19 protein-coding genes are annotated in these 24,412 nt (G+C 70.5%); 13 read left to right on the plus strand and 6 right to left on the minus strand.

Annotated features, from left to right (window positions below; translation table 11 throughout):
- Positions 1 to 13: 13 nt before the first annotated feature.
- The 3 genes from OG303_RS39185 to OG303_RS39195 all read left to right on the plus strand — a co-directional run bounded on the left by OG303_RS39185 (position 14) and on the right by OG303_RS39195 (position 3,050).
- Positions 14 to 1,555, plus strand: coding sequence for an APC family permease (locus OG303_RS39185; RefSeq protein WP_405874600.1), 1,542 nt, complete (start codon positions 14 to 16; stop codon positions 1,553 to 1,555).
- A 132-nt stretch (positions 1,556 to 1,687) separates the two neighbouring features.
- A complete protein-coding gene (locus tag OG303_RS39190; RefSeq protein WP_405874601.1) occupies positions 1,688 to 2,440 on the plus strand; it encodes a molybdopterin-dependent oxidoreductase in 753 nt (250 codons plus the stop codon).
- On the plus strand, positions 2,424 to 3,050 hold the full coding sequence (locus OG303_RS39195) for a cytochrome b/b6 domain-containing protein (RefSeq protein WP_405874602.1): 627 nt from the start codon (positions 2,424 to 2,426) through the stop codon (positions 3,048 to 3,050). Before OG303_RS39190 ends, OG303_RS39195 begins: the two co-directional genes overlap by 17 nt.
- On the opposite strand, the gene OG303_RS39200 is transcribed toward OG303_RS39195, so the two are convergent.
- The 5 genes from OG303_RS39200 to OG303_RS39220 form a co-directional block, all read right to left on the minus strand.
- Complete coding sequence (locus OG303_RS39200; protein ID WP_405874604.1) at positions 2,988 to 4,052, minus strand: hypothetical protein; 1,065 nt, start codon at positions 4,050 to 4,052, stop codon at positions 2,988 to 2,990. The two genes, OG303_RS39195 and OG303_RS39200, sit on opposite strands and share 63 nt — an antisense overlap.
- Positions 4,053 to 4,153: 101 nt before the next feature.
- Positions 4,154 to 5,182, minus strand: coding sequence for an L-idonate 5-dehydrogenase (locus OG303_RS39205; RefSeq protein ID WP_405877692.1), 1,029 nt, complete (start codon positions 5,180 to 5,182; stop codon positions 4,154 to 4,156).
- A gap of 23 nt (positions 5,183 to 5,205) precedes the next feature.
- Positions 5,206 to 5,964, minus strand: coding sequence for an SDR family oxidoreductase (locus OG303_RS39210; RefSeq protein WP_405874605.1), 759 nt, complete (start codon positions 5,962 to 5,964; stop codon positions 5,206 to 5,208).
- 10 nt (positions 5,965 to 5,974) lie between these two features.
- Positions 5,975 to 7,372, minus strand: coding sequence for a gluconate:H+ symporter (locus OG303_RS39215; protein ID WP_405874606.1), 1,398 nt, complete (start codon positions 7,370 to 7,372; stop codon positions 5,975 to 5,977).
- Positions 7,373 to 7,418: 46 nt separating this feature from the next.
- Positions 7,419 to 7,946 carry a gluconokinase gene (locus tag OG303_RS39220; protein ID WP_405874607.1) on the minus strand — a complete coding sequence of 176 codons (528 nt, stop codon included), beginning with the start codon at positions 7,944 to 7,946 and terminating at the stop codon, positions 7,419 to 7,421.
- Positions 7,947 to 8,087: 141 nt separating this feature from the next.
- Here OG303_RS39220 and OG303_RS39225 point away from each other — a divergent pair, with 141 nt between their 5' ends.
- Positions 8,088 to 8,789, plus strand: a complete 702-nt coding sequence (locus tag OG303_RS39225) for a FadR/GntR family transcriptional regulator (RefSeq protein WP_405874609.1) — start codon at positions 8,088 to 8,090, stop codon at positions 8,787 to 8,789.
- Positions 8,790 to 8,804: 15 nt separating this feature from the next.
- Here the strand turns inward: OG303_RS39225 and OG303_RS39230 are convergent, their stop codons facing one another.
- On the minus strand, positions 8,805 to 9,230 hold the full coding sequence (locus tag OG303_RS39230; RefSeq protein WP_405874610.1) for a YchJ family protein: 426 nt from the start codon (positions 9,228 to 9,230) through the stop codon (positions 8,805 to 8,807).
- Positions 9,231 to 9,600: 370 nt separating this feature from the next.
- Here OG303_RS39230 and OG303_RS39235 point away from each other — a divergent pair, with 370 nt between their 5' ends.
- The 9 genes from OG303_RS39235 to OG303_RS39275 are packed head-to-tail and all read left to right on the plus strand — an operon-like array spanning position 9,601 to position 24,408.
- On the plus strand, positions 9,601 to 11,466 hold the full coding sequence (locus OG303_RS39235; RefSeq protein ID WP_405874611.1) for a phage tail sheath family protein: 1,866 nt from the start codon (positions 9,601 to 9,603) through the stop codon (positions 11,464 to 11,466).
- A 33-nt stretch (positions 11,467 to 11,499) separates the two neighbouring features.
- Positions 11,500 to 12,024 carry a phage tail protein gene (locus OG303_RS39240; RefSeq protein ID WP_004003113.1) on the plus strand — a complete coding sequence of 175 codons (525 nt, stop codon included), beginning with the start codon at positions 11,500 to 11,502 and terminating at the stop codon, positions 12,022 to 12,024.
- A gap of 44 nt (positions 12,025 to 12,068) precedes the next feature.
- Positions 12,069 to 12,803 (plus strand): hypothetical protein, encoded by a 735-nt coding sequence (locus OG303_RS39245; protein ID WP_405874612.1) that lies wholly within the window; start codon positions 12,069 to 12,071, stop codon positions 12,801 to 12,803.
- Complete coding sequence (locus OG303_RS39250) at positions 12,796 to 13,518, plus strand: hypothetical protein (protein ID WP_405874613.1); 723 nt, start codon at positions 12,796 to 12,798, stop codon at positions 13,516 to 13,518. The genes OG303_RS39245 and OG303_RS39250 overlap by 8 nt, the downstream gene beginning before the upstream one ends.
- 60 nt (positions 13,519 to 13,578) lie before the next feature.
- On the plus strand, positions 13,579 to 14,409 hold the full coding sequence (locus tag OG303_RS39255; protein WP_405874615.1) for a Pvc16 family protein: 831 nt from the start codon (positions 13,579 to 13,581) through the stop codon (positions 14,407 to 14,409).
- A 33-nt stretch (positions 14,410 to 14,442) separates the two neighbouring features.
- A complete protein-coding gene (locus OG303_RS39260) occupies positions 14,443 to 16,398 on the plus strand; it encodes an ATP-binding protein (protein ID WP_405874617.1) in 1,956 nt (651 codons plus the stop codon).
- Positions 16,389 to 16,685, plus strand: a complete 297-nt coding sequence (locus tag OG303_RS39265; protein WP_405874619.1) for a hypothetical protein — start codon at positions 16,389 to 16,391, stop codon at positions 16,683 to 16,685. The genes OG303_RS39260 and OG303_RS39265 overlap by 10 nt, the downstream gene beginning before the upstream one ends.
- On the plus strand, positions 16,682 to 23,179 hold the full coding sequence (locus tag OG303_RS39270; RefSeq protein WP_405874621.1) for a DUF4157 domain-containing protein: 6,498 nt from the start codon (positions 16,682 to 16,684) through the stop codon (positions 23,177 to 23,179). The genes OG303_RS39265 and OG303_RS39270 overlap by 4 nt, the downstream gene beginning before the upstream one ends.
- Positions 23,176 to 24,408: a hypothetical protein gene (locus OG303_RS39275; protein WP_405874623.1), complete on the plus strand. Its 1,233-nt coding sequence runs from the start codon at positions 23,176 to 23,178 to the stop codon at positions 24,406 to 24,408. Before OG303_RS39270 ends, OG303_RS39275 begins: the two co-directional genes overlap by 4 nt.
- The last annotated feature ends 4 nt before the right edge of the window (positions 24,409 to 24,412 follow it).

Below are 24,412 nucleotides of genomic sequence, written 5' to 3' on the forward strand. Positions count from 1 at the left end.
AGACGGTCCCTCGATGACCACGGGCAGTTCCAGCGCGAGCAGATCCACCACCGACGGCATCAGTACGTATCTGGGGCAGGAGCGCGCCCTGCGCGCCGACCGCCTCGGCACGGGGGGCCTGCTGCTCTCCGTGCTCGCCGCGACCGCCCCGCTCATGGTGGTCGCGGGTGTCATGCCCACCACATTCGCGGTGATGGGCATCGTCGGACAGCCGCTGCTGTTCGTCGTCCTCGGCGTGGTCCTGATCCTGTTCAGCGTCGGCTACGCCGAGATGAGCCGGCACGTCCACAACGCGGGCGCCTTCTACGCGTACATCTCCCGTGGACTCGGCGGCACAGCGGGCGCGGCCGCGGCCCTGGTGGCGCTCGTCGCGTACAACGCCCTCCAGGTCGGCATCTACGGCATCTTCGGCTTCGAGGTGTCCGGCCTGTTCTCCACCTACGCCCATCTCCAAATCGCCTGGTGGATACCGGCGTTGGTGGCCGCGCTCGTCGTCGGCGCGCTCGGCTGGCTGAAGATCGACGTCAACGCGCGCGTGCTGGGCGTGCTGCTGGTGATCGAGGTGGCCCTCGTCGTCATCTTCGACATCGCGGCGATCGGCGACCCCGCGAAGGAGGGCCTGTCGCTGCACGCCTTCAACCCGGACACGCTCACCGGCGCCGGCGTGGGCACCGCGCTGTGCTTCTGCATCGCGGCCTTCCTCGGCTTCGAGCAGGCCCCCGTGTACGCCGAGGAGACCAGCCGCCCGCACATCCTGGTGCCGCGCGTGATGTTCCTCGCCGTCGGCGGTGTCGCCGTCTTCTTCGCGATCAGCTGCTGGGCGCTCACCGTCGCCGCCGGACCCTCCGCGATCGTCGGCACCTCGCAGAAGCAGAGCGCCGGGCTGCTGTTCTTCCTCACCGAGTCGAGACTCGGCGGCACGTTCACGGACGTCCTGCACGTCCTCTTCGTCACCGGGATGTTCGCGGCGATGCTCAGCTTCCACAACGTCGTCGCGCGGTACACGTTCGCCATGGGCCGCGAGGGCCTGCTGCCCGCCTCCTTCGGCCGCACCGCGGGCGCGAGCGGCGCCCCCGGCACGGGCTCGCTCCTGCAGTCCGCCGTGGCGCTCGTCGTCGTGATCGCCTTCGCCGTGGCCGACGACAAGCCGACCGGCGACCCGACCGCGCCGGTGCTGCACCTGTTCACCTGGGGCGGCAACATCGGCGCGCTCGGCGTGATCCTGCTGATGGCGGCGGCCTCCGTGTCCGTGATCGTCTTCTTCGCCCGGCGCGGCGCCCTGGGCGCCCAGTCCTGGCGGCTGATCACCTCCGCGCTCGCGGCCGTCGCCCTGCTCGTGATCGCCGGCTACACGGTCAAGGACTTCGACGTCCTGGTCGGCGCCGGCCCGGACTCGGCCCTCAGCTGGGCGCTGCCCGGCATCGTCGTCCTCGCCGCGCTCATCGGCCTCGTCCAGGGCCTGGTCCTACGCTTCCGCTCGCCCGAGGCCCATGCCCGCATCGGGCTCGGCAACGAGGCGTTCCAGCTGGACAAGGCGGCACAGGAGCCGTCGTAGGAGTCGCAGGACCGGCTTTCGGACCGGCTGTGAGCGCGGGTTTCTGAGAACGCCGTAAGAACTGATTACCAAATCCTGACGAGCACCCGCGATTCCTGGCCCCTATGGGGTCGCGGGTGTTCGAATGGATACGTGAACCCTGGACAACCCGAGGAGCCGGGCGAGCCGACGGCGCCCGAGGAACGCGGCACACCGATCGGGCGCCGTGTCCTGCTCGGCACCATCGGCGTGGGCGCCCTCGGCGTGTTCGCCGCTCCCACCCTGCAGCGCGCCCTGGAGGGCTTCCTCGGTGCGGCGGCCGACAAGGACCCCACCGGTCTGACGGGCCTGCTCCCCAACGGCGGCGGCTTCCGCTACTACTCGGTCGCGTCCTCCGTACCGAACAAGAACGCCACCAACTATCGCCTCACCGTCGACGGCCTCGTCGACCGCCCGAAGACCTACACGCTCGACGACCTGCGCGCCCTGCCGCAGACCCGGCTGGTCAAGGACGTCCAGTGCGTCACCGGCTGGCGGGTCCCCGACACCCCCTTCGAAGGGGTGCGCCTGTCCCGGCTCCTGGACGCCGCGGGAGTGCGCGCCAAGGCCGGGGCGGTGCGCTTCACCTGCTTCGACGGCACGTACACCGAGAGCCTCACCCTCGACCAGGCCCGCCGGTCCGACATCCTGGTCGCGCTGCGCATGCAGGACAAGGACATCGGCCATGCCCACGGCGGCCCGGTCCGCCTCTACGTGGCACCGATGTACTTCTACAAGTCGGCCAAGTGGCTCTCCGGGATCACCGTCACCGAGGACGTGAAGCCCGGCTACTGGGAGCACCTGGGCTACGACGTGGACGCCTGGGTCGGCAAGTCGAACGGGCGGGACGATGACCCTACGAGCTGAGGCGCACACCCCGCAGGTCACCCACGTCCGCCGGTTCGGCCCCGTCCAGCGCTGGGTGCACCGCACGACCGCCGCGCTGATGGGCGTGTGCGTGGTGACGGCCGCGTTCCTCTACATCCCGCAGTTCGCCGAACTCGTCGGCCGCCGCGAGCTGGTGGTCCGGATCCACGAGTGGGCCGGGCTCGCCCTGCCCGTACCCGTGCTGCTCGGCCTGGGTTCCCGCTTCTTCCGCGCCGACCTGGGGCACCTGAACCGCTTCGGCCCGCACGACAGGGTCTGGCTGCGCGCCGCCCTGCACCGGGACAAGCGGCAGTCGTCGCGTCCGGCGGCCAAGTTCAACGCCGGACAGAAGGTCTACGCGGCCTGGATCGCCGGGGCCACGCTGGTCATGCTCGGCACGGGGCTGATCATGTGGTTCACCCACCTCACCCCGATCATGTGGCGCACCAGTGCGACCTTCGTCCACGACTGGCTGGCCCTGACGATCGGCATCGTCCTCGCCGGGCACATCGGCATGGCGATCGGTGATCCGGAGGCGCGCGGCGGGCTACGGACGGGGAAGGTGAGCCGCGAGTGGGCCGAGCGGGAACATCCCCTGTGGCGTCCCTGACGGGCCGCCCGGCGACGGGACCACCGCGGGTGCCAGGACCGTGAAGGCGTCCTTGAGGCGAGCCTCGGTGCTCCCGTACCGGACGACCACGTCGACGGACCGCGGGTAGCCGCCCAGCGACGGCACCACGGCGGAGAGCACCAGCGTGTCACCCCTCTCCGACCGCAGCACGGGCGGCCCGGCGAGCTGCTGCCCGCCGATGAACACACTCCCGAACCGCAGCAGTTCGGCGTGGTCGAAGTAGGTGCCCCGCAGCTCGATCGCGACGGTGTCACCCGGCTGCGCCCCGCCGTCGCCGCCGGTGTCCACGCCGGCGATCCGGTACGCGCATGCGGGCGTGCCGCCCGAGGAGGCCTTCAACCGCACGGTGGCGCCCGGTTGCCGCCGGTGGAAGTCCAGCAGCCCGCCGAGCACGGCGTAGGCGGCACGGTCCTTGCAGGTGTCGGCCTTGCCCGCCAGGTCGGCGTACTCCTTCGCCGCCGTGTCCCAGCTGCCGCCCCGGCCCTGCACGGCGAGGCAGGCCGTGGCGAGGGCGCGCAGCAGCCGCCATTCCGGGTCGGTCGACGTCGGAGGGATTACATCCAGGGCGGCCCGGCACTGGCCGGGGGCGCGGAGCCGGTCGTAGACGCTCGACGGGTCGGGGGTGGAGTCGGCGTCGGGCGAGGCGGGGCCGGGTGGGAGCCAACTGGGGCTCACCAGCGGCCTGTTGCCGGAGGAAGGCGTGGGGGAGGTGCTCGGCGGTGGGGTGGTGGTGCGGGTGTGGCCCGGACCGCTCGGGCGTACGGTGACGCGCGCCTCGCCGTCGGGCGACTGACGGGGTGCGGGGGACTTCGGTGCCGTCCGGGAGTGGGCGCTGTCCGACGGTCCGGCGGTCACGATCGTGCCGCCCCCGCCCCCTCTGTCCGGCGTGCCACTCCCGTCACCGGTGAAGGCCGCGAGGGCCACCGCCACCGCTCCGGCCACGAGCAGCCCCGAGACACGCATCCCGAGGGAAACCCCCATGACGCCCCCCCGACATGATCGGCCCCCGGAGGGTCCGGCCCGGGGGTCCCCTCATCATCGGGCCGAGCGCGCCGCCGGGGAAGCGGTTCCCGGCAGATCGTTCAGGTAGCGAAGTCCAGCAGCACCTTGCAGGAACGGCCGCGGTCCGCGGCGAGGGCGAACGCCGACTCCGCGTCCGTCACCGGGACCACCGCGCTGACCAGCCCGTCGAAGGCGGGCTCGGCGGCCAGGAGTCGCAGCGCCTCGTCGAACTCCGTGTCGAAGCGGAACGCTCCCCGCAGCTCGATCTCCCGGCTCACGACCAGGTTTCCCGCGAACGGACTCGGGCCCGGCGGCAGCATCCCCAGCTGGACCACGACCCCGCCGCGTCGCACGAGACGCAGACAGGTCTCGAGACCGGCGGCCACCCCGGACGCCTCGACGGCCACGTCCACCTCGGACGGCCACCCGGCGTCGTCCGGCTCGTCGGCCCGTACGAGGGTGTCGGCGCCCGCGAGACGCGCGTACTCCAGGGCCGCCGGGAGGAGATCGGTGACCGTGACGTGTGCGGCGCCCGCCGCCTTCGCGGCCGCGACCACCAGGCACCCGATGGGACCGGCGCCGGTGACCAGGACGTGCCGTCCGGACACCTCCCCGGCCCGCCGCACCGCGTGCAGCGCGACGGACAGCGGCTCGGCGAGCGCCGCCCGGCGCAGCTCCAGGCCCGCCGGGAGTCGCCTCAACTGCTCGGCCGGTACGACGACTTGGGCCGCGAACCCGCCCTGTACGTGCGGGAAGCGCGCCGCGCTGCCGAGGTACCGGGTGTCCCGGCAGACGTTCCGCCGTCCGTCCACACACTCGGGGCAGACGCCGCACGGCGTCGCGGGGTGCACCGCAACGGCCGTACCCACGGCGGGACTCGAGGCATCAGGGGAGCCGTACGAGACGACCGTGCCGACCACCTCGTGTCCGAGCAGCATCGGCTCCTTCAGGCGGAAGTCGCCGACCCCGCCGTGCCGCCAGTAGTGCAGGTCGGAGCCGCAGACGCCGCCGTAGCGGACGGCGACCAGCGCCTGGCCGGGGCCCGGCTCCGGAACCGTCAACTCGTCGACGCGCAGGTCTCCTTGACCGTGGATCACACAACCGAGCATCACCGTCATATCGGAAGGTCCCCTCACAGCACGCTCGTCATTCCGCCGTCGACATACAGCACCTGCCCGCTGACGAAGTCCGCGGCGGGCGAGGCGAGGTACAGCACCCCGCCCACCAGGTCCTCGGTACGGCCCCAGCGGCCGGCCGGGGTGCGGCGGCGCACCCAGGCGCTGAACTCCTCGTCGTCCACGAGGGGTTGGGTCAGTTCGGTCTCGATGTAGCCGGGGCCCAGCCCGTTGACCTGCACGCCGTAGGGGCCCCAGTCCGCGCACATGCCCTTGGTGAGCATCTTCAGGGCGCCCTTGGTGGCCGCGTAGGGCGCGATGCCGGGGCGGACCACCTCGCTCTGCAGCGAGCAGATGTTGACGATCTTGCCGTGGCCGCGTTCCGTCATCCGGCGGGCCGCCTCGCGGCCGACCAGGAACGCGCTGGTGAGGTTGGTGTTCAGGATGCGGTGCCAGTCCGTGTCCGTGAACTCCAGGAGCGGGGCGCGCAGTTGCATGCCCGCGTTGTTGACCAGGATGTCCAGCGGGCCGACCCGCTCCTCGACATCCGCTATTCCGGCGGCCACGGACGGGCCGTCGGTCACGTCGAACACGGCCGTGTGGACGTCGCCGGGCAGTTCGCCGGCCGCCTTGGCGAGGCGGTCGGCGTCCCGGCCGTTGAGGACCACCGTGCAGCCGGCCTCCGCTAGGCCGCGGGCGAGGGCGAGCCCGATGCCGCGGCTGGAGCCGGTGACCAGGGCCCTGCGGCCGCTGATGTCGAACAGAGGGTGACTCATTCCCGTACCCCTAGATGACCAGTGAGAGGAGGAGGACCAGACCGCCCGCGACCACCGAGATGATCGTCTCCATGACGGACCAGGTCTTGAGGGTGTCGCCGACACTCAGGCCGAAGTACTCCTTCACCAGCCAGAATCCGGCGTCGTTGACATGGCTGAAGAAGAGCGAACCGGCGCCGATGGCGAGGACCAGCAGAGCGGTGTGCGTGGTCGACATGTCGGCGGCGAGCGGGGCGACCAGACCGGCCGCCGAGACCGTCGCCACCGTCGCCGAGCCGGTCGCGAGGCGGATGCCCACCGCGATCAGCCAGGCCAGCAGCAGCGCCGGGATCGACCAGTCCTTGGAGATGTCCAGGATCATCTGGCCCACGCCGGAGTCGATCAGCGTCTGCTTGAAGCCGCCGCCCGCGCCGACGATCAGCAGGATGCCGGCGATGGGCGCGAGGCCGTTCTCGACGAGCGGGGTGAGCCGCTCCTTGCTGAACCCGGCGGGCCTCAGCAGCGTGAAGATGCCGACGAGCACGGCTGCGAGGAGGGCGATCAGTGGATTGCCGATGACGTCGAAGACGCGCTGGGTGAGGTTGGCGGGGTCGTCCACGACGATGTCGACCAGCGCCTTGGCGAGCATCAGGACGACCGGCAGGAGGATGGTGGCCAGGGTGGCGCCGAAGCCGGGACGGTTCTCCAGTTCCTCGGAGGCGCGTGGCGGCAGCATCCGGTCGGGGACCGGGGCGTCCACCCAGCGGGCAGCGACCTTCGAGAACAGCGGACCGGCGATGATCACTGTCGGGATGGCGACGAGGATGCCGAGCGCCAGCGTGACACCGAGGTTGGCGCCCACCGCGTCGATCGCGACCAGCGGGCCGGGGTGCGGCGGGATCAGGCCGTGCATCACGGACAGGCCCGCGAGCGCCGGGATGCCGATGCGCATCAGGGAGTAGTTGCCGCGCTTGGCGACCATCAGCACGACCGGGATCAGCAGCACGATGCCGACCTCGAAGAACAGCGGCAGACCGATCACCGAGGCGATCAGGACCATCGCCCAGGGCATGGCCCGTCCGCTCGTCTTCGCGAGGATCGTGTCGACGATCTGGTCGGCCCCGCCCGAGTCGGCGAGCATCTTGCCGAGGATCGCACCGAGGGCGATCAGCACGCCCACGCCGGCGACCGTGGCGCCGAGCCCGGTGCTGAAGCTGAGGATGACCTTGTCGAGCGGCGCCCCCGCGACGGCGCCGAGCACCAGTGACCCGATGGTCAGGGAAAGGAAGGCGTGGAGCTTGAACTTGGTGATGAGCACGACGATGACGGCGATGCCCACTACAACGGCGATGCCCAGCTGAGCGTGGCCGGCCGAGGTGATCGGCTCGGGTGCGTCCACTGCCAGCATCTCGACGCTGAGTCTGGTCACGGTGGTGTCCTTGTAGGTACGGGGATGGGGGAGGGGGTGCGGGGGGTTACTGAGCCGGGTGGGGAAGGGCGTCCAGCGCCTTCACGGCCCGTTCGGTGATCTCCTCGGGGCTGCCGGTGACATCCACCGCGACGCCCGCCTCGTCCGGCTGGAGCGGCTGGAGCGTGGCGAACTGGGAGTCGAGCAGAGCCGTGGGCATGAAGTGGCCCTGCCGGTGCGACATCCGGTCCTCGATGAGGGCACGGTCACCCGTGAGGTGCACGAAGACGACACCGGGAGCGGCGGCCCTGAGCCGGTCGCGGTACGACCGCTTCAGCGCCGAGCTGCTGACCACCCCGCCGAGCCCGGCCCGCCCGTGCGCCCAGGCGCCGATGGCGTCGAGCCACGGCCAACGGTCCTCGTCCTGGAGCGGGATCCCGGCCGACATCTTCGTGATGTTGGCCTCCGGGTGGAAGTCGTCGCCCTCGGCGTACGGAACGCCGAGCCGGGCCGCGAGCAGGGGACCGATGGTGGTCTTGCCCGTGCCCGCGACACCCATGACCACGACGACATGGGGGGTGCGCAGTTGCTGCATGGTGCTCTCGCTGTCTTCTTCGACATCTGGACGCCATTCGGCGTCGACGACACTGAAACCGATTAGGTACGACGAATTCAAGAGGCTGTGACGAATAAGTCTGACTTTTTATTGCCGTGATGTCCCCCGTACGCTGAGTGCATGAGCACATCGGGCCGGGGGCTGCACGGCCGTGTACTGGAGTCCCTGGGCCCCGCGATCACCGCGGGCGAGTACCCGCCGGGCAGTGTTCTGCGCACCGACGAGCTGGCTCAGCGTTTCGACGTGTCACGGTCGGTGATGCGGGAGGCGGTCCGGGTGCTCGAATCCATGCACCTGGTGGAGTCGCGCCGGCGGGTGGGCGTCACGGTGCGCCCGAAGGCCGAGTGGAACGTGTACGACCCGCAGGTCATCCGCTGGCGGCTGGCCGGCGCCGACCGCCCGCAGCAGCTGCGCTCACTGACCGTCCTGCGCTCGGCCGTCGAGCCGGTCGCCGCGGGCCTGGCCGCCAAGCATGCGACCGCCGAGCAGTGCGCCGAACTCACCGAGTGCGCGCTCGGTATGGTCGCCAACTCCCGCGGCCACAGGCTCGAGCAGTACCTCGTCCACGACATGGCCTTCCACCGGGTGATCCTCGTCGCGTCGGGCAACGAGATGTTCGCCCGGCTCGGTGACGTCGTCGCCGAGGTCCTCGCGGGCCGTACCCATCACGAGGTCATGTTCGAGGACCCCGACCCGGCGGCCGTGACGTTGCATGTCCAGGTCGCGGAGGCGGTGCGGGAGGGCGACGCGATCCGTGCGGAGGAGCTGACCCGGGAGATCACGGTGGGCGCCCTCCAGGAACTCGACATCCTGGCGCCGTAGCCCCGCCCGGCGGTCCTACTCGCCGGGGAAGTCCCCGTCGACGTACACCCACGCCCCCTCGACCCGCTCGAACCGGCTGCGCTCGTGCAGCGAACCGCCCTTGAACGAGGCGCGGAAGGTCACCGTGCCGGTGGAGTGGAAGGCCGAGCCGTCGCTCGTGCCGAGGATCTCCAGGCCCGCCCAGCGCATCCCCGGATCGAACTCGACCTGTGCGGGCCGCGTTCGCGGGTGCCAGGTGCGCAACAGGTAGGCCTCGTCGCGCTTCACGAAAGCGCTGTACCGCGAACGCATCAGCGTCTCGGCGGTCGGTGCCGCGGCCGCACCCCGGTGGAATCGGCCACAGCACTTCTCGTACGTCTCCGCAAGACCGCAAGGGCAGGAGGGGTTGTGAACTGGGGCGGAGCCGTGCTGCCGCCGGGATTGCGAGGTACGTCGGGACATGGGCTCCATTCTGCTGCACCATCGACTGTGTGAAATCTGTGAACTAGCTGATCCGACACGTGCACATCGTGTGCCGGTCGTACGCGGTCTCCTTCATCGAACCTCCTTTCGATCTGGCGTGAACCTGCCTTGTTCAAGAATCCGTCAACTCGCCAAGGTGGATTGAGCACTTGAGCATCAGGAGTCACAAGCGTGTGTGCTTGACCCGGGCGGCCGTCCGTCCGGGGCACTGACGGGGGAACTGATACGGGGTGCGCGAGCCGGCGCGAACAGGGCGTGCCGGCAGGCTGCCGCGCGCCGTGAGCGAGACCTCTCCCTCTGCCGCCTCTTGGTGCCTTGACCCGGTGCCTGAAAAGGGATAGGAGGGGGAATGCCGACGAATGCCGTGAGCGCCGCGAGGCCGACTTATCCGGGCGTCTACGTCGAAGAGCTTCCCAGCAGCACCCGCGCCGTCTCCGCCGTGACCACTTCGGTGACCGCGTTCGTGGGGCACACCCGGCGCGGCCCGCTGAACGAGCCGGTGCGCGTCACCGGATTCGCCGATTTCCAGCGGCGTTTCGGCGGGCTGAGCGCGCAGAGCCCGCTCGCCTACGCGGTGCACCAGTTCTTCGGCAACGGCGGCTCCGTCGCCGTGATCGTCCGGGTCGCCAAGGCGGGCAGCGGCAAGGCCGCGTGCGTCGTCCTGGAGTCCACCGAGGGCCACAGCGAGAGCCGTGTGCTCGAGGTCCACGCCAAGGAACCCGGCGTGTGGGGCAACGGTCTGCGCGTCGCCGTCGACTACGACACCCCGGACTGCGACGAGACCTTCAACCTGCGGGTCTACGACGCCAAGGGCGACGCCCGCGAGAGCTTCGCCGGCCTGTCCATGGACGCCGGCAGCGGGCGCTACGCCCCGACCGTGATCAACGCCGGCTCCCGGCTGATCCGCGTCGAGGCCGTCGGTGAGGGGCGCCCCGATCCGTCGGGCACCGTCTCCAAGCCGTTCGGCCACGAACTGCCGGACCTGGCCGTCGACCTGACGGTGAAGATCGGCGACGTGGAGCGCGAGTTCAAGCTCTACGACGCCGACTGCGACGGCGAAGTCCCGTCCTCTGTCGCCGAGTTGGCGCTGCTCCTGGAGCGCAAGCTGCGGGCGCTGCCCGACGCGCCGGGCAAGCACGCCTTCGCGGGCGTCGAGGTCACCGCGTTCGGCCGCCGTGTGCAGGTCGTCGCGGGCTCCACCGACCCCGAGGACGTCGTCCGCTTCCTCGGCGAGTGCGCCAACGACCTGGGCCTGGAGGCCTCGGTCAACCCGCCGGTGTTCCCGCTGGAGGGCGGTGAGGACGGCGAGGCCCCCGGCCCGCGCGACCTCATCGGCTCCGAGGCCGACAAGACCGGCATCCAGGCGCTGCGCGGGGTGGCCGACGTCAACCTGCTGTCGCTGCCCGAGCTGGCCTCGTACGAGAAGACCGAGGACGCGCTCACCGTCGTGTCCGCCGCTCAGCGGCTGTGCGAGGAGCGGCGGATCTTCCTGCTGGTCGACGCGCCCAGCACCTGGGTGAGCGTGGACTCGGCACGGGCGGGCCTGTCCGCCTTCGACCCCGTGCGCGGCAACCACGCCGGCCTGTACTTCCCGCACATCCAGCTCACCGACCCGCTCACCGGTCGGCTGCGCGCCTTCCCGCCGTCCGGCGCGGTCGCCGGCGTCATCGCGCGCACCGACTCCGAGCGCGGTGTCTGGAAGGCACCGGCCGGTACGGAGGCGCAGCTCGTCGGAGTGCACTCACTGACCGTCGACCTGACGGACCGTGAGACGGGGCTGCTCAACCCGCTCGGCGTCAACTGCCTGCGCACCTTCCCGGTCACCGGCCCGCTGGTGTGGGGCGCGCGCACCCTGGAGGGCTCCGACGCCCTCGACAGCGCGTGGAAGTACGTGCCCGTGCGGCGGCTCGCGCTGCACGTGGAGGAGAGCCTGCAACGCGGCCTGCAGTGGGTCGTGTTCGAGCCCAACGACGAGAGCCTGTGGCAGCAGATCCGGCTGTCCGCCTCCTCGTACCTGCACACGCTCTTCCGCCAGGGGGCCTTCAAGGGCAGTACCCCGCGCGAGGCGTACTTCGTCAAGTGCGACAGCGAGACCACGACGGACGAGGACGTGGCGAACGGCATCGTCAACGTGCTCGTCGGCATCGCGCCGGTCCGCCCGGCCGAGTTCGTGGTCGTCAAGATCCAGCAGACGTCCGGTCAGTTCGCGCTCTAGCGGCTCGGAATCTGGGAGAGCTGAAGGAAATCGATGGCTGAGTTCACGGTCAACGCGCATCGCTTCGACCCCTACAAGAACTTCAAGTTCCTTGTGCTGTGGGACGGTCGGACGGTCGCCGGCATCAGCAAGATCAGTCCGCTGAAGCGGACCACGGAGGTCGTCAAGCACCGCCACGGCGGCGACCCGTCCTCCCCGCGCAAGTCGCCCGGGCGCTCCGAGTTCGAGGGCATCACCCTCGAACGCGGGGTCACCCACGACCCCGAGTTCGACCGCTGGGCCAACAAGGTCTGGCAGGTCGGCGCGGGCCTCGGTTCCGAGGTGTCCCTCGCGGACTTCCGCAAGGACATCGTCATCCAGGTCCTCAACGAGGCCGGTCAGGTGGCCGTCTCGCACAAGCTCTACCGGACCTGGCCCAGCGAGTACCAGGTCCTCGGCGAACTGGACGCCAACGCCAACGCGGTGGCCATCCAGTCGCTGAAGCTCGAGTGCGAGGGCTGGGAGCGGGACTACGAGGTGCCCGAGCCGGAGGAGCCCTCGTTCCTCAACCCGGCCTGAACAGCCGGTAGTTGAGGAAACGGGGGAGGAGAGCGGGGAGGGACATGGCGATCACCGGGGCGGCCGAACTACTGGCCGCCTGGGAAGCGGGGCTCGGCGAGGCACCGGTCGGGCGCGCGCTGCTGCTGCACCGTACGGCGCGACCCGAGGTCGACACCGGGAGGCTGCCGCAGCTTCCGGTGGGCGAGCGCGAGGCGGACCTGTTCGCCCTGCGCCGGGCGCTGTTCGGCGAGCGGATGCAGGTCCGGCTGGCGTGCGCCGCGTGCGGGGCGGACATGGAGTTCGACCTGGACGCCGGTCAACTCGCCGGCTCGCTCGGCGGGCGCCCTTCGGCCGAGTCGGTCCTGCGGGTCCAACTGGACGGCTGGGACGTTGAGTTCAGGCTGCCCGGCGTCGCTGACCTGACGGCGGCGGCCCGGGCGGCCGACCCGCGTACCGCCCTGCTCGCCCGGTGCCTGGTCTCGGCGGCGCACGACGGGACGGCCGCACTGGCGGGGGAGTTGCCCGCGCCGGTGCAGCGCCGGATCGCCGAAGCCGTCGAGGCGGCCGACCCGGGCGCCGACCTGGCGCTCAACGTCGCCTGCCCCGAGTGCGGCGAGGCCACCCGCGCCGAACTCGACATCGCCTCCTACCTCTGGACCGAACTGGACGCCTGGGCACGGGACGTGCTGCTCGACGTCCATCTGCTCGCCACCGCCTACGGCTGGAGCGAGCCGGAGATCCTGGCGCTCAGCCCGACGCGGCGCCGCTACTACCTGGAGCTGTGTGCGGATGTCTGAATCTCCGGACGCACCGGACTTCCTCGACCGGCTGATCGCCCGGCACACTGCCCCGCAACCGGCCGCGGTACGGGTGCGGCCCCGGCTGCCCGGCCCGTTCGAGCGGGTCGAGGCGGTACGGGCGCAGGCGCCGGCCTCGGACGAGGACGCGCTGCTGTGGCCCGCCACCATGCCCTCGGCCGTACCGCCGCCGGACGCGCCGCGCCCGGCGGCCGTTCAGACGCGCACGCACACGGAACGGGAGCGGACCGTCGTACGCACCGAACGGGAGCCCGTCGACCCGGCGCCGCGCCCGTCCGGGCCGGCCCGCGCCGAGGTGCCCCTACTGCGGCCCGCCACGCCCGTCGTACCGGGGCCGCGGCCTCCGGCCGACGCCGGGCGGCGGGCGGCGGGGCGCGGGCGTGCGGAGCCGGAACTCTCACCGACCATGGCGTCCGGGCCCATCCCCCCGGGTACGGACGCCGTCCCCCACGCCGTGTCGGCGGCGCTGCGACCCAGCGCCGCCGACACGGCGGCAGCACGCGACGCCGTACGGCAGGCCGCGGCCCGGCGGCCGGCCCGGGCTGCCGAACAGGTGGTGCAGGTGCAGATCGGGCGGCTCGAAGTGACGGCCGGCGGGACACCGGCCGGCGGCGGGCGGCAGCGCACCCCCGCCAAGGAGCGGGCCGGGACGACCCTGAGCCTCGCGGACTACCTGGAGCGGGGGCGCGAGTGAGCCGCGCACAGGGATCAGCACGACGACCAGCAGGCCGAGAAGAACCGAGGAACTGACGCCATGAGCAACGCACTTGCCCTCGCGCATGTCACCCAGGCCCTCGCCCTGCTGCTCGAGTCCAACCTCGGGCCGGAGATCGACATGGCCGTCAAGGTCGAGCCGCGCAAGCCGCCGGCCGACCCGCCGACCGAGCCCACCATCTCCGTCTTCCTCTACCAGGTCACGCCCGACACCTCGCTGCGCAACAGCGACCTGCCTACGCGCGCGGCCGACGGCACGCTGGTCAAGCGGCCCGTCGCGGCGCTCGACCTGCACTTCCTGATCACCGCGTACGGCGACGAGACGGAGCTGGTCGGCCAGCGGCTGATCGGCTCCGTGGTGCGCACCCTGCACGAGATCCCGATCCTGCCGAAGGACGTCATCGAACAGGCCGGAGAACGGCCCTACTTGGCGGGCAGCAACCTCGCCGAGTCGGCGCAGCGCGTGCGGTTCACGCCGACGGTGATGGACGTCGACGAGACGTCGAAGCTGTGGGGGATGCTCTACCAGACGCCATACACCCTGTCGGTGGTCTATCAGGCGGCCCTCGTCCTCATCGACGGCCGGGAGACTCCGGTGGCGGGCAAGCCCGTGGAGCGCCCGGAGGTACGGGTGCTGCCGTTCGGGGCGCCGGGTGCGCCGGTACCTCCGGGTGCGGAGCCGCAGTCTGACGGACCGTCACCCGACGAGGCTTCCGGGGACGCGGTGAAGGAAGAGACCGCGCCGCCCGCGCAGCCCAGCGCCAAGAAGGCGGCCAAGACCCCCGCGAAGACCGTCGCGAAAACCGCGGCCAAGGCACCGGCGCGCACCCGCAGGACAGCGCCCCGGGCGACCAAGCCCACACAGGAGTGACCCGGCATGGCGACGAGGGGGGCAGGTGAGGACATGGGGACGACCGAACCGAGCGCGGCGGACGCCGACTTGGGCAGCGCGACGCTGACCGCGGAGATCCGGCGCGTCCTGGCCCGCGTCGACGCACACGCGGCGCGCGTCACGCAGGGCGGCGGCACAGCCCCCGGGGCCGAACTCGCCCCCGTGCCCGGCCCCGCGCCCCTCGACGCCCTCGCCTCCTGCTTCAGCATCACCCCCTTCGAGCGCGACCTCGTACTCCTCGCCGCAGCCCACGAGTTGGAGCCGACCGCGGCCGCGCGGTGTGCCGCGGCGGCCGGTGACCGGGAGCGGGCGTATCCGACCTTCTCGCTGGCGCTCGCCGCGCTCGCCGAGCCGCACTGGAGTGCGCTGACGCCCGTGGCACCGCTCAGGCGCTGGCGGATCCTCGAACTGGACGACGAGTCGCGGCTGACGACCTCACGGCTGCGGCTCGACGAGCGCATCCTGCACTTCCTGCTGGGCTCGCCCTATCTGGACGCGCGGCTGCACGGCCAGTTGCGCCGCACCCCGGTGCCACAGGCGCTGACGCCCGCCTACGACCTGGCGGCGACCCGGCTCGCCGAGGGCTGGGCGACGGGGGCGAGCACCGACGCCCCGCTCGTCGAGGTGACCGGCGGCGACCTGCGCAGCCGGGCCGACATCTCCGCCGCGGCGGCCGCACGTTCGGGGCTCGGGCTCTACTCCATGAGCGCCGAGGACGTGCCGTCCGACCCCGTCGAGCGCGACCGGCTCGCCCGGCTGTGGCAGCGCGAGGCGATCCTGCTGCCCTCGGCGCTGCTCGTCGAGGTGGCCGAACTGGAACGCGACCAGCGGGCGGCGACCGAATCGTTCCTGGCCGGGGCGGCCGTACCAGTGGTGGTGTCGAGCGAGGACCCGCTGCGTTCGGAGCGGTCCTACGGGGCCCGGGTGGTCGTGCCGCGGCTGGACGACGAGGAGCAGTTCGGGCTCTGGGGCGACGCGTTCCGGGACGTCGCCGATCTCGGTGACGGTGAACTGCGGTCCCTGGTCGCGCAGTTCCAGCTGCCGCCGCACGTCGTGCGTTCCGCGGCAGCCGCCGTACGCCGTCGTCTTCCGCACGAGGACGAGCTGGACGCCGCCGAACTCGCCTGGCAGGCCGGGCTCGACGAGGCGCGCATCGGCATGGACGAGCTGGGGCGGCGGATCGCACCGCAGGCCGGCTGGGACGACCTCGTACTGCACGAGCGGCAGACGAGCGTGCTGCGGGAGATCGTCGCGCATGTGCGCCAGCGGGCAACCGTCCACCAGGAGTGGGGATTTGCCGCCACCCTGCGCCGCGGCCTCGGCGTGACCGCGATGTTCGCGGGCGGCTCCGGCACCGGCAAGACCCTCGCCGCCGAGGTCATGGCGAAGGAACTCGGCCTCGACCTCTTCGTCATCGACCTCTCGCAGGTCGTCAGCAAGTACATCGGCGAGACCGAGAAGAACCTCCGCCGGGTCTTCGACGCCGCCGAACGCGGCGGCGCGCTCCTCCTGTTCGACGAGGCCGACGCACTGTTCGGCAAGCGCAGCGAGGTCAAGGACAGCCACGACCGGTACGCCAACCTCGAGGTCAGCTACCTGCTGATGCGGATGGAGGCCTACCGGGGCCTCGCCGTCCTCACCACCAACATGAAGAACGCCCTCGACACGGCGTTCCTGCGCCGCATCCGCTTCGTCGTCGATTTCCCCTTCCCGGCCGAGCACGAGCGGGCGGAGATCTGGCGCCGTGTGCTGCCGCCGCAGGCCCCGGTGAAGGACATCGACGCCGCGCTGCTCGCCCAACTCACCGTCGCCGGCGGCTCGATCCGCAACATCGCCCTGTCCGGGGCCTTCCTCGCCGCCGAGGAGGGCGACCGGCTACAGATGCGGCACATGCTCGCCGCCGCGCGCACCGAGTACCTGAAGCTGGAGCGCTCGCTGACGCCCACGGAGGTCCGCGGATGGGTGTGAGCACGTCCAAGGACCGGGAACCCTCGGCGATCCGCGTGGAGATCTCAGAGCTGGTGCTCGACGGCTTCCGGGCCGACCCGGAACGCGTCTCGGCCGCCTTCGAGAGCGAACTGACCCGTCTGGTACGGCTGCACGGTGTGCCGCTCGCGACGGACGGCCCCCTCGCCCTCGACGCACTGTCCGGGCTGCCGCCGCTGCCCGCCGGGCTGTCCGCGCGGCGGCTCGGGCAGGAGCTGGCGCGTGCCGTGCACGAGGGACTGAGCGGTCACGGGGAGGTGAGCCGGTGAGCTCGCAGACCCAGGACTCCCGTGCGGAGCAGTCCGCCGAGCAGCGGCGCCGCAAGCGCAAGGAGCGGGCCGCCAAGTCCCGTGCGCCCGAGCCGAAGAACATCGTCAGCGGCGCCGGACAGCCTCTCGACCCGGGCCTGCGACGGGAGTTGGAGGAGCAGCTCGGTCACGATCTCGGTCGGGTACGGCTGCACACCGGCCGGGACGCCGGGCAGCTGACCGAGCTGCTCGGCGCGGACGCGGTCGCCGTCGGCCAGGACGTCTTCTTCCGCGAGGGCGCCTTCCGGCCCGGCACCGACGAGGGCCGCCGCCTGCTCACCCACGAGCTCCAGCACACGGTGCAGAACCCGCACGGCCTCGGCGCCCTGCGGGCAGGCCGCGAACTCGGCGCGGTGAGCCTGCCGCAACAGGCCATCGAGCGGGAGGCCGAGTCGGCCGCCCAGGCTCTCGTGCAGCCTGATGTCTCTTCGGAGGCCCCGCAGGTCGAAGAGGGGCAGGCCACCCCCGGCTGGCTGCGCTACGCCACCGTGGACGCCGACCGGATGCGCGCCGAGGCCGTCGACCCGGCGACCCTCGTGGACCGGCTCGCGGTCAACGTGCTGCGCTCCCTGCGCGGCGACCCGACCGACGCCTCCGGCCGCGTAGGGCTCCAACTGGCCCGTATGTCCGAGGAGTTGGAGGACGCAGTCGTCGAGCGGCTGGAGGACCGGCTGCTCACACCCGAGTACGACCGCCTCCTGGAGATCGCTGACGAGGCCCGCCCCGGGCCGGTCGAACTCCAGCCCGCCGAGGCGCCGTTGCCCGAGATCGACCTCTTCGAAGAGCTCGGTGTCGAACGCACCCAGTGGCAGAAGAAGCAGGAGTCCGACCGGGGTGCGAACGAGAAGCGCGCCGCTGACGCCCGCGAGGAAACGCAGGACGCCAAGGCCCGCGACGAGAAGAGCGGCAGCGACCGCAGCCGGGCCCGCTCGGACGCCGCCACCGAGGAGCAGGACACCGCCCAGCGCACCGAGCAGGAGGACGCGCGCAACGCCTCCCGGCAGCAGGCGCGCGAGGAGGAGCAGCAGGACGACGAGCAGGCCGCCACCGACCGCGAGCGCACCGACCAGGCCTCCGACGAGCACGCCCAAGGGCAGCAGGAGGGCACCGAACAGGCCAAGGAGGAGCGCAAGGAGCAGCGGGAGCGCGAGGAGGCCGACCCGCAGCAGGCGAGCGCGCCGGGCGCCGACAAGCGCAAGCAGCGCGACGACCAGACCCAGCCGGGCGCCGGGTCGAAGAACGAGCAGCCGGACCCGAAGCAGAAGGCCCAGCCCGGCCCCGTACGCCCCGAGAAGGTCGACGAGCGGGCCGAGCAGCCCGACTCCGCGCTGTCCGAGCACGGCCTGAACGAGAAGGACGAGGACGGCGGCGCCGACGCCGAGCCGCGCGAGGAGGAACGGCCGCTCGGCCTCGAAGCCGGCGCCGACCAGGAACTCGCTGGCGGCGAGGACGACGGCGACCGGGCGCCGGGCGGCGAGCCCGAGCCCGTGATCAAGCCCGAGGACTATTTGCCCGAGGCCGACCTCGACCTGTCCGCCGTACCGACCGCGGACAAGCTGGAGCCGGGCGCCGCCGAACCCTCGGTGCCCTCCTTCCCCACCCCGCCGCCGACGAAGGCCGAGAAGACCGAGCAGGAGCGGGAGAAGAACGAAGGGGAGCAGGACGAGGAGGACGCCGGGCCCGAGGCGAAGGCCCCCGGCCAGGACGAGGGGCCCGTCGAGGGTGAGGCCCCGCAGCCCGAGAACGGGCCCGCCGCGCAGGCCCAGGACCGTAACACCAAGGACCTCCAGGAGACCGACAAGCCGCTCGACCAGGAGGTCGGCCAGGATCCCGCGACCCAGGACAAGGAGCGGCCCGAGCCCGAGGCCGAGAAGCCCGACCCGGAGCAGCAGCAGGAGAAGGAACAGAACAAGGAGGCCGACGGCTCCGACGACTCCGACGCGGCGGGGGCGGACGGCGACGAGCAGCCGGACGCCAAGGACGCGCAGGAGGAGAAGAAGGAACAGCAGGACCGTACGACCGCGGAGTCCCGGTCGGCCGCCGGTCCGGCGTCGACTGCCGCGGGCCCGGCGCCCTCCGTGGTGAGCCCGGTGGCGGCGGCCGTGTCCCGGCCCGCCGGCGCTCAGACACCCAGGACCGCGGTAGAGGACCGCGACCCCTCGCCCGCCGCCCGGCGCGGTGCCGAACCGCCCCGGTCCGAGCGTGAGGCGCCGGCGGCCAAGAGCCAGGTGCCCAAGGAGAGCGGGCCCGGCGCCGTGCCGCGCGGACCGGTCGGTGGCGCGGAGAAGACGGGGCCGAAGGTCGCCGCGGGACCCGGCGCCGCGCCCTCCGTCGCTCAGGCGGCGGTCAGCCCGGCCGCCGAGCAGACCGACGCGCCCGGCCAGACCGCTGCCGACACGGACGCGCCCCGGCCCGAGGCGTCGCTGGAGAAGGACGGCGGTGGCTGCGCGCCGCCCGCGCCCGCGCCCGAGAAGGACGAGGGCGGGCAGGGCAGTTGCGGAGGCGGCGGGGAGGCCGCGCCCGAGGAGAAGCAGGAGGAACCGCCGGACGTCTCCGGGCAGGACCCCAAGGCCGCCATCCAGACCGTGAGCAAGCTGGCGCCCGACCAGGCGGCCGCCGCCATGCCCGGGGTCGACCAGGCCGCGGACAAGAAGATCGGCGAGGAGCAGAAGCGGCTCGATGCGGCCCCGCCGACGCGGGAACGTCCCTCGGGGGCGCCGCAGACGCGTTCGGCGCCGCCCCAGGCCGCTCCCGCGGCGGCCCAGGTCACCGGCAAGGTGGAGAAGGTCGGCCCGGAGGACCAGGGCGAGAAGCAGAAGGCCAAGGGCGGAGTGAAGGCGGAGGGCAAGGAGCCCACCGCCAACGTGTCCACGCCGCCCGCGCCTGCCGTGCCCGACAAGGGGCTGAGCGAGGCCGAGGCGCAGAACGTCGAGGCCGCGGCCGACGCCGTACCGACCACCGACCCGGAACTCGAGAACAAGACCGTCGGCCCGGCGCCCAAGATCCGGCTGGAGGGCGCCAGCGATCCCAAGCGCACCGACGACCAGGCCAAGGCGCTCAAGGACAAGCAGTCCGACCTGCAGACGACCGGCCGCGAGGACGCGGCCAAGCCCATGGGCGAGGACCAGGTCTTCCCCAACGCCCCCGCGGAACAGCTCACCGGCAAGGCGTCCGGCGGTTCCGGGGGCGGCAAGGGCAGCGCCCTGGAGCCCACGCCTGCGCCGAAGGCCGGCGTGGGCGCGGTGGCCAAACAGGAAAAGGGCTCCGAGATCACCGGTGCCGCGGGCAAGGCGCAGGGCGACCTCGGTACGAAGGAGAAGGAACAGCAGCAGGGCGAGCAGCAGGCCAAGCACGACAAGCAGGCCGAGATCGACCGCGAGGTCGACCGCAACACCCAGCAGCAGACCGCCGAACGCGGCCGCGTCGCGCGCGAGACCCAGAAGCAGCGCGAGGACTGGCGGGGCGAGCAGGACAAGAAGGTCGAGGACGCGGACAAGAAGTCCGACGACGAGCACGGCAAGAAGAACAAGGAGATCGTCAAGGCGCGCGACGACAAGGACAAGGAGGTCGGAGCGCGCAAGGACCAGGACAACGGGAAGATCGACACCGAGCGGGAGAACGCCGAGAAGGAGGCCAAGAAGAAGAAGGAGGAGAAGAAGCCCTCCGGAGGCCTGCTCGGGTGGATCGCCGACAAGGTCGCCGACTTCTTCAAGGGCCTGCTCGCAGCGGTCACCGCGGTCTTCGACGCCGCCCGCAAGGCCGTCAACGGGATCATCGACCAGTTCAAGGAGTGGGCCAACCAGGCCATCGACTTCGTACGCGACCTGGCGATCAAGGCGATCAACGTGCTCGCCGATGTCCTGATCGCGATCGGGGACGTGCTGCTGTCGGCCTTCCCGGAACTGCGGGACAAGTTCCGCAAGGCGATCGAGGGTCTGCGGGACGCGGCGATCGCGACGGTGAATCAGCTGGCGGACGGCCTGAAGAAGGCGGTCAACAGCCTGCTGGACGCGCTGGCGGCGGGCCTGAACAAACTGCTGGACGTCCTCGAAGCCGGGGTCAAGGCGGTCATCAAGGCGTACCAGGCCATCATCGTGGGCGCGATCAAGTTCGCGCAGGCGGCGATCGAGGCGCTGGGGAAGTTCGCGGCACTGGTCGCCGACATCGCCCCGGACCCGGGCGGCTGGATCTCCAAGGCGGGCAGCGCCGCCAAGACCGGCATCACCGACCACCTCTGGGGTGCCATCAAGGTGGCGGTCAAGGGGTGGTTCGACACGAAGGTCGAGGGCATCCTCGGCCTCGGCAAGGCCGTCATCGACGTGCTGGTCAAGGGCTGCGTGTCGATCAAACAGATCGGCAAGATGGCCTGGGACGCGATCATCGCGTCGCTGCCGATGATGATCGCGTCGCTCGTCATCGAGAAGGTCGTCTCGATGATCGTGCCCGCGGCCGGGGCGATCCTGACGATCGTCCAGGGCCTGATGGCGGCGTGGTCGACGGTCAGCTCGATCCTGTCGGCGTTCTCGAAGTTCTGGGCCTACCTGAAGGCGGTGAAGGCGGGCCCGGCGGCGTGTCTCTTCGCGGAGGCGGTCGCGGCAGGTGTCGTTGCCTTGCTCGACTTCATCACCAACTTCCTTCTGCAGAAGCTGTCTTCGGCGACCAAGGGCGTCGGCAAGCGGCTCAAGGGCATGGCGCAGAAGATCATGGACGGTCTGAAGAAGGTGGGGGGCGGGGCGAAGAAGGCTGCGGGGGCGGCGGTCAACTCGGCTCGGGGGGCGGTGCGGAAGGCCAGGCAGGCCTTGGGCCGCCCCGGCACCGAGCGTAGGCCGAAGGGCGAGCCGTCACCGGAACCGAAGTCTCCCGTCAAGCCGAAGGACCACGCGACCCCCAAGGGACCGGCGAAGAAGCCGGATGGTGCGGAGGCGAAGCCGAAGGAGAAGGCGCCCGAGAAGGAGCAGGGTCCCGCCAAGGACCGGACCCCGGACAAGGACAAGACTCCCGAGTCCGCTCCGAAGAAGAAGCAGAAGGAGATCGAGGGCCCCAAGCCGACCAAGCCCAAGAAGCCCAAGTCCCCCGTGGGCAAGGCCCTCTCGAAGGCCAAGGGCGCCGTCAAGTCCGCCCTGAAGAAGGTCGGCAACGCGGCCAAGACTCTCGGCCGCAAGCTGAAGAAGTCGAAGCTCGGCAAGGCGCTCAAGAACGGTGCGTCGAAGCTGCGGAACTTCTTCAAGAAGAAGAAGGACCAGCTGCGGGACCACAAGAGGCGGCAGCAGGAGCAGAAGAGGCGGAAACAGGACCAGCACAGGAAGGACGAGAAGTCTAGGGAGTCGAAGGAGGCGCGGCTGCAGAAGATCGTGGCCCGCATCCGGCCCAGGCTGAACGGGTTGCTGGACCGAGGAGTCCATCGGGGTGTCATGACCGGCACCTTGCTGGGAATCCGTGTCTGGTACCGGCTCACCGGCCTCGAACTGAGGGGCGCGGAGACATTCGAGATCGTCGCACGACTCAATCCGGAGCAACGGGTCACCGACGGCGTGGAGAACGATCCCGATGACGTAGCCGACGAATCCGGGAGGGCGACGGCAGAGTCGCAACGCACACCCTCCGCGCAGACTACGGAAAGGCAGCGGCAGTCGGAGGGGGCTGCCGAGCGGCAGTCGCAGGTGTCGGAGGACGGGCAGGCCCCCGCCCAGCAGACGGCGGCGACACCGACGCAATCCGGAACCGGTCAGCAGGCGCAAGCCACGAATCGGCAGAACGGATGGCCCGCCAGTTCTCCATTGAATGCAGTGCTGGAAGCAGTCCCCTTCCCTGATGTCTACGAGGACGACGAAGACATCCAGGTCGGAGAGACTCAAAGTTACAGTGCCGCGAGCAAGCGACGGGTGGCCAGTGAGAAACGCCATCCTGATAATTTCGCAGGTGACAAGCGGCTGACTGCCGATCACATTCCTTCTGGACGGGCCATCAAACAGAAGGCGGAGAACGAGGCCTTGGCCGAAGCGGCCCTTTCGAACCCGGAGCTTCAGGAGGCTCTGAACGCCAGGGACCAAGGGCTGATGACGGAGGAACAGGAAAGTCTCCTCGTTGATGAGCGGGAAAAGATCCTCACCAGGAAGAAGCTACATCCCAGCGGTAGAGGGAAGAAGAAGACCGAGGCCAATCGTAAATATCAGCAAGCATTGACGATCTTCCTGCCGCAGACGCTGCATGAGCGAGGGCGGACATACCAGAACGACAACAAGCCGCTCTTCCGTGCAGATGCCAAGGATCTCACCCAGGCTGCGCGCTTGGACTTCGAGAGATATCTGGAGATATTGGAGGCCGACGGGGATCTGACAAAGCAGTATGTGGCCCACTTCACGCGACACTACAAGAAACTTGTGGAGGCGCAGGTCGTCGACTACTCTGCCGAGATCAACAGCATGCTGCTCCGCTACTGGGAGAAGGCGAAGTGACCCATATCGAAGAGGCCGTAAGAATCGTCTCCGATCCCGATCTTCAGGGATTGGCAAAGAGGGGAACGCTCTTCGAGTATCTCTCAGGACAATCTGATCGCGGTCTGGCAGCCAGTGTTGAATGCCTGCTCGAAACCGATGACTATCGTATTGCTGAATATGTCGGGCAGTACCTTGAAGTCACACCGAACGCGTCGGCCGAGAAGGAGCGCGCAGCAGTGAGGCTCCGTCAGGAGCCGAAACTCGCCCGTGGAGCGGCGCGATTGGTTCCGTGGCTTTCGACAGCCACCCTGAACGGTTTCATTGCCGACTACGTGAATGACGCGGAATTGAAGGCGCACCTCTCAAGCGTCATCTTCAGTATTGGGGCCTTCCGGCCGGAGTTGCTGCGGCCCTTCGCGGACCTCGACCATCCGATGGCCGCGAAGGCCATGTTGGCGGGTGCGCCGGACGAGGTGGCCGATTCTCTCGCGCGGAAATGGCGCTCCGATGAGGACGATGAGGACGACCCCTGGGACACGCTGGTCTCCCTGGCGTTGATTCGTACGGATCATGCGCTGGAGATCATCGGTTCACTGCGGGACGAACTCGATGACCCCGCTGACTGGATCACGCTGGTGGAATTGGCCGGGGGATTGCCGGATTCCGAGCAGAAGGCCGGGTATTGGCCTGCGCAGTTGGCTTTTCTCGCGGAAGGCGGAAAATCGGAGCATAAAGTCGGTGGTAGCACATCCGGAGATGTGCCTATCTGTCATATCTGCTCGGTGCCCGCTGTTCACCTCCTGACGCTTTCTGCGAGCGCTCTGCCTTTCTCGTTGTCCAACAACCCATCCTTCTACTGGTACGCGTGCGACTGCGGGGAAATGGATTCGGCAACTGTTCGGATCGCTGACGGTGAGCGCACCGTCTACTACGGGCCCAAGGGGCCGGCGGACCCTGCGATCAGCCTCACGCCAGGACAGCTTTCCCTGACGCTCGAAAAGCATCCGAATCAGGTGGGAGTAAGCCTCAAGGCGGCGCCCTCACAGTCCTTGAACCAAGTGGGCGGTCTACCCCGATGGGTCGATCCCGATATTCACCCCCGTTGCCCCGAGTGCGGACTTGCCATGCCGTTCGTCGCCTCGGTCGGCGGCCGTGACACTCCGGTCGGCCGCATTGCGGTCGAGGGAATCGTCTATTGCTTCTGGTGCGACGGCTGCTGCGTCTCCAGCACCAAGTTCCAGGAATGACTCC

This window comes from Streptomyces sp. NBC_00005 (assembly GCF_045160215.1).
GTDB lineage: Bacteria > Actinomycetota > Actinomycetes > Streptomycetales > Streptomycetaceae > Streptomyces.

Coding starts and splice junctions, on each gene's coding strand:
- OG303_RS39185 (WP_405874600.1), top strand. CDS start 14: ATGACCACGGGCAGTTCCAGCGCGAGCAGATCCACCACCGACGGCATC.
- OG303_RS39195 (WP_405874602.1), top strand. CDS start 2,424: ATGACCCTACGAGCTGAGGCGCACACCCCGCAGGTCACCCACGTCCGC.
- OG303_RS39200 (WP_405874604.1), bottom strand. CDS start 4,052: ATGGGGGTTTCCCTCGGGATGCGTGTCTCGGGGCTGCTCGTGGCCGGA.
- OG303_RS39205 (WP_405877692.1), bottom strand. CDS start 5,182: ATGCTCGGTTGTGTGATCCACGGTCAAGGAGACCTGCGCGTCGACGAG.
- OG303_RS39210 (WP_405874605.1), bottom strand. CDS start 5,964: ATGAGTCACCCTCTGTTCGACATCAGCGGCCGCAGGGCCCTGGTCACC.
- OG303_RS39220 (WP_405874607.1), bottom strand. CDS start 7,946: ATGCAGCAACTGCGCACCCCCCATGTCGTCGTGGTCATGGGTGTCGCG.
- OG303_RS39225 (WP_405874609.1), top strand. CDS start 8,088: ATGAGCACATCGGGCCGGGGGCTGCACGGCCGTGTACTGGAGTCCCTG.
- OG303_RS39230 (WP_405874610.1), bottom strand. CDS start 9,230: ATGTCCCGACGTACCTCGCAATCCCGGCGGCAGCACGGCTCCGCCCCA.
- OG303_RS39235 (WP_405874611.1), top strand. CDS start 9,601: ATGCCGACGAATGCCGTGAGCGCCGCGAGGCCGACTTATCCGGGCGTC.
- OG303_RS39240 (WP_004003113.1), top strand. CDS start 11,500: ATGGCTGAGTTCACGGTCAACGCGCATCGCTTCGACCCCTACAAGAAC.
- OG303_RS39245 (WP_405874612.1), top strand. CDS start 12,069: ATGGCGATCACCGGGGCGGCCGAACTACTGGCCGCCTGGGAAGCGGGG.
- OG303_RS39250 (WP_405874613.1), top strand. CDS start 12,796: ATGTCTGAATCTCCGGACGCACCGGACTTCCTCGACCGGCTGATCGCC.
- OG303_RS39255 (WP_405874615.1), top strand. CDS start 13,579: ATGAGCAACGCACTTGCCCTCGCGCATGTCACCCAGGCCCTCGCCCTG.
- OG303_RS39260 (WP_405874617.1), top strand. CDS start 14,443: ATGGGGACGACCGAACCGAGCGCGGCGGACGCCGACTTGGGCAGCGCG.
- OG303_RS39265 (WP_405874619.1), top strand. CDS start 16,389: ATGGGTGTGAGCACGTCCAAGGACCGGGAACCCTCGGCGATCCGCGTG.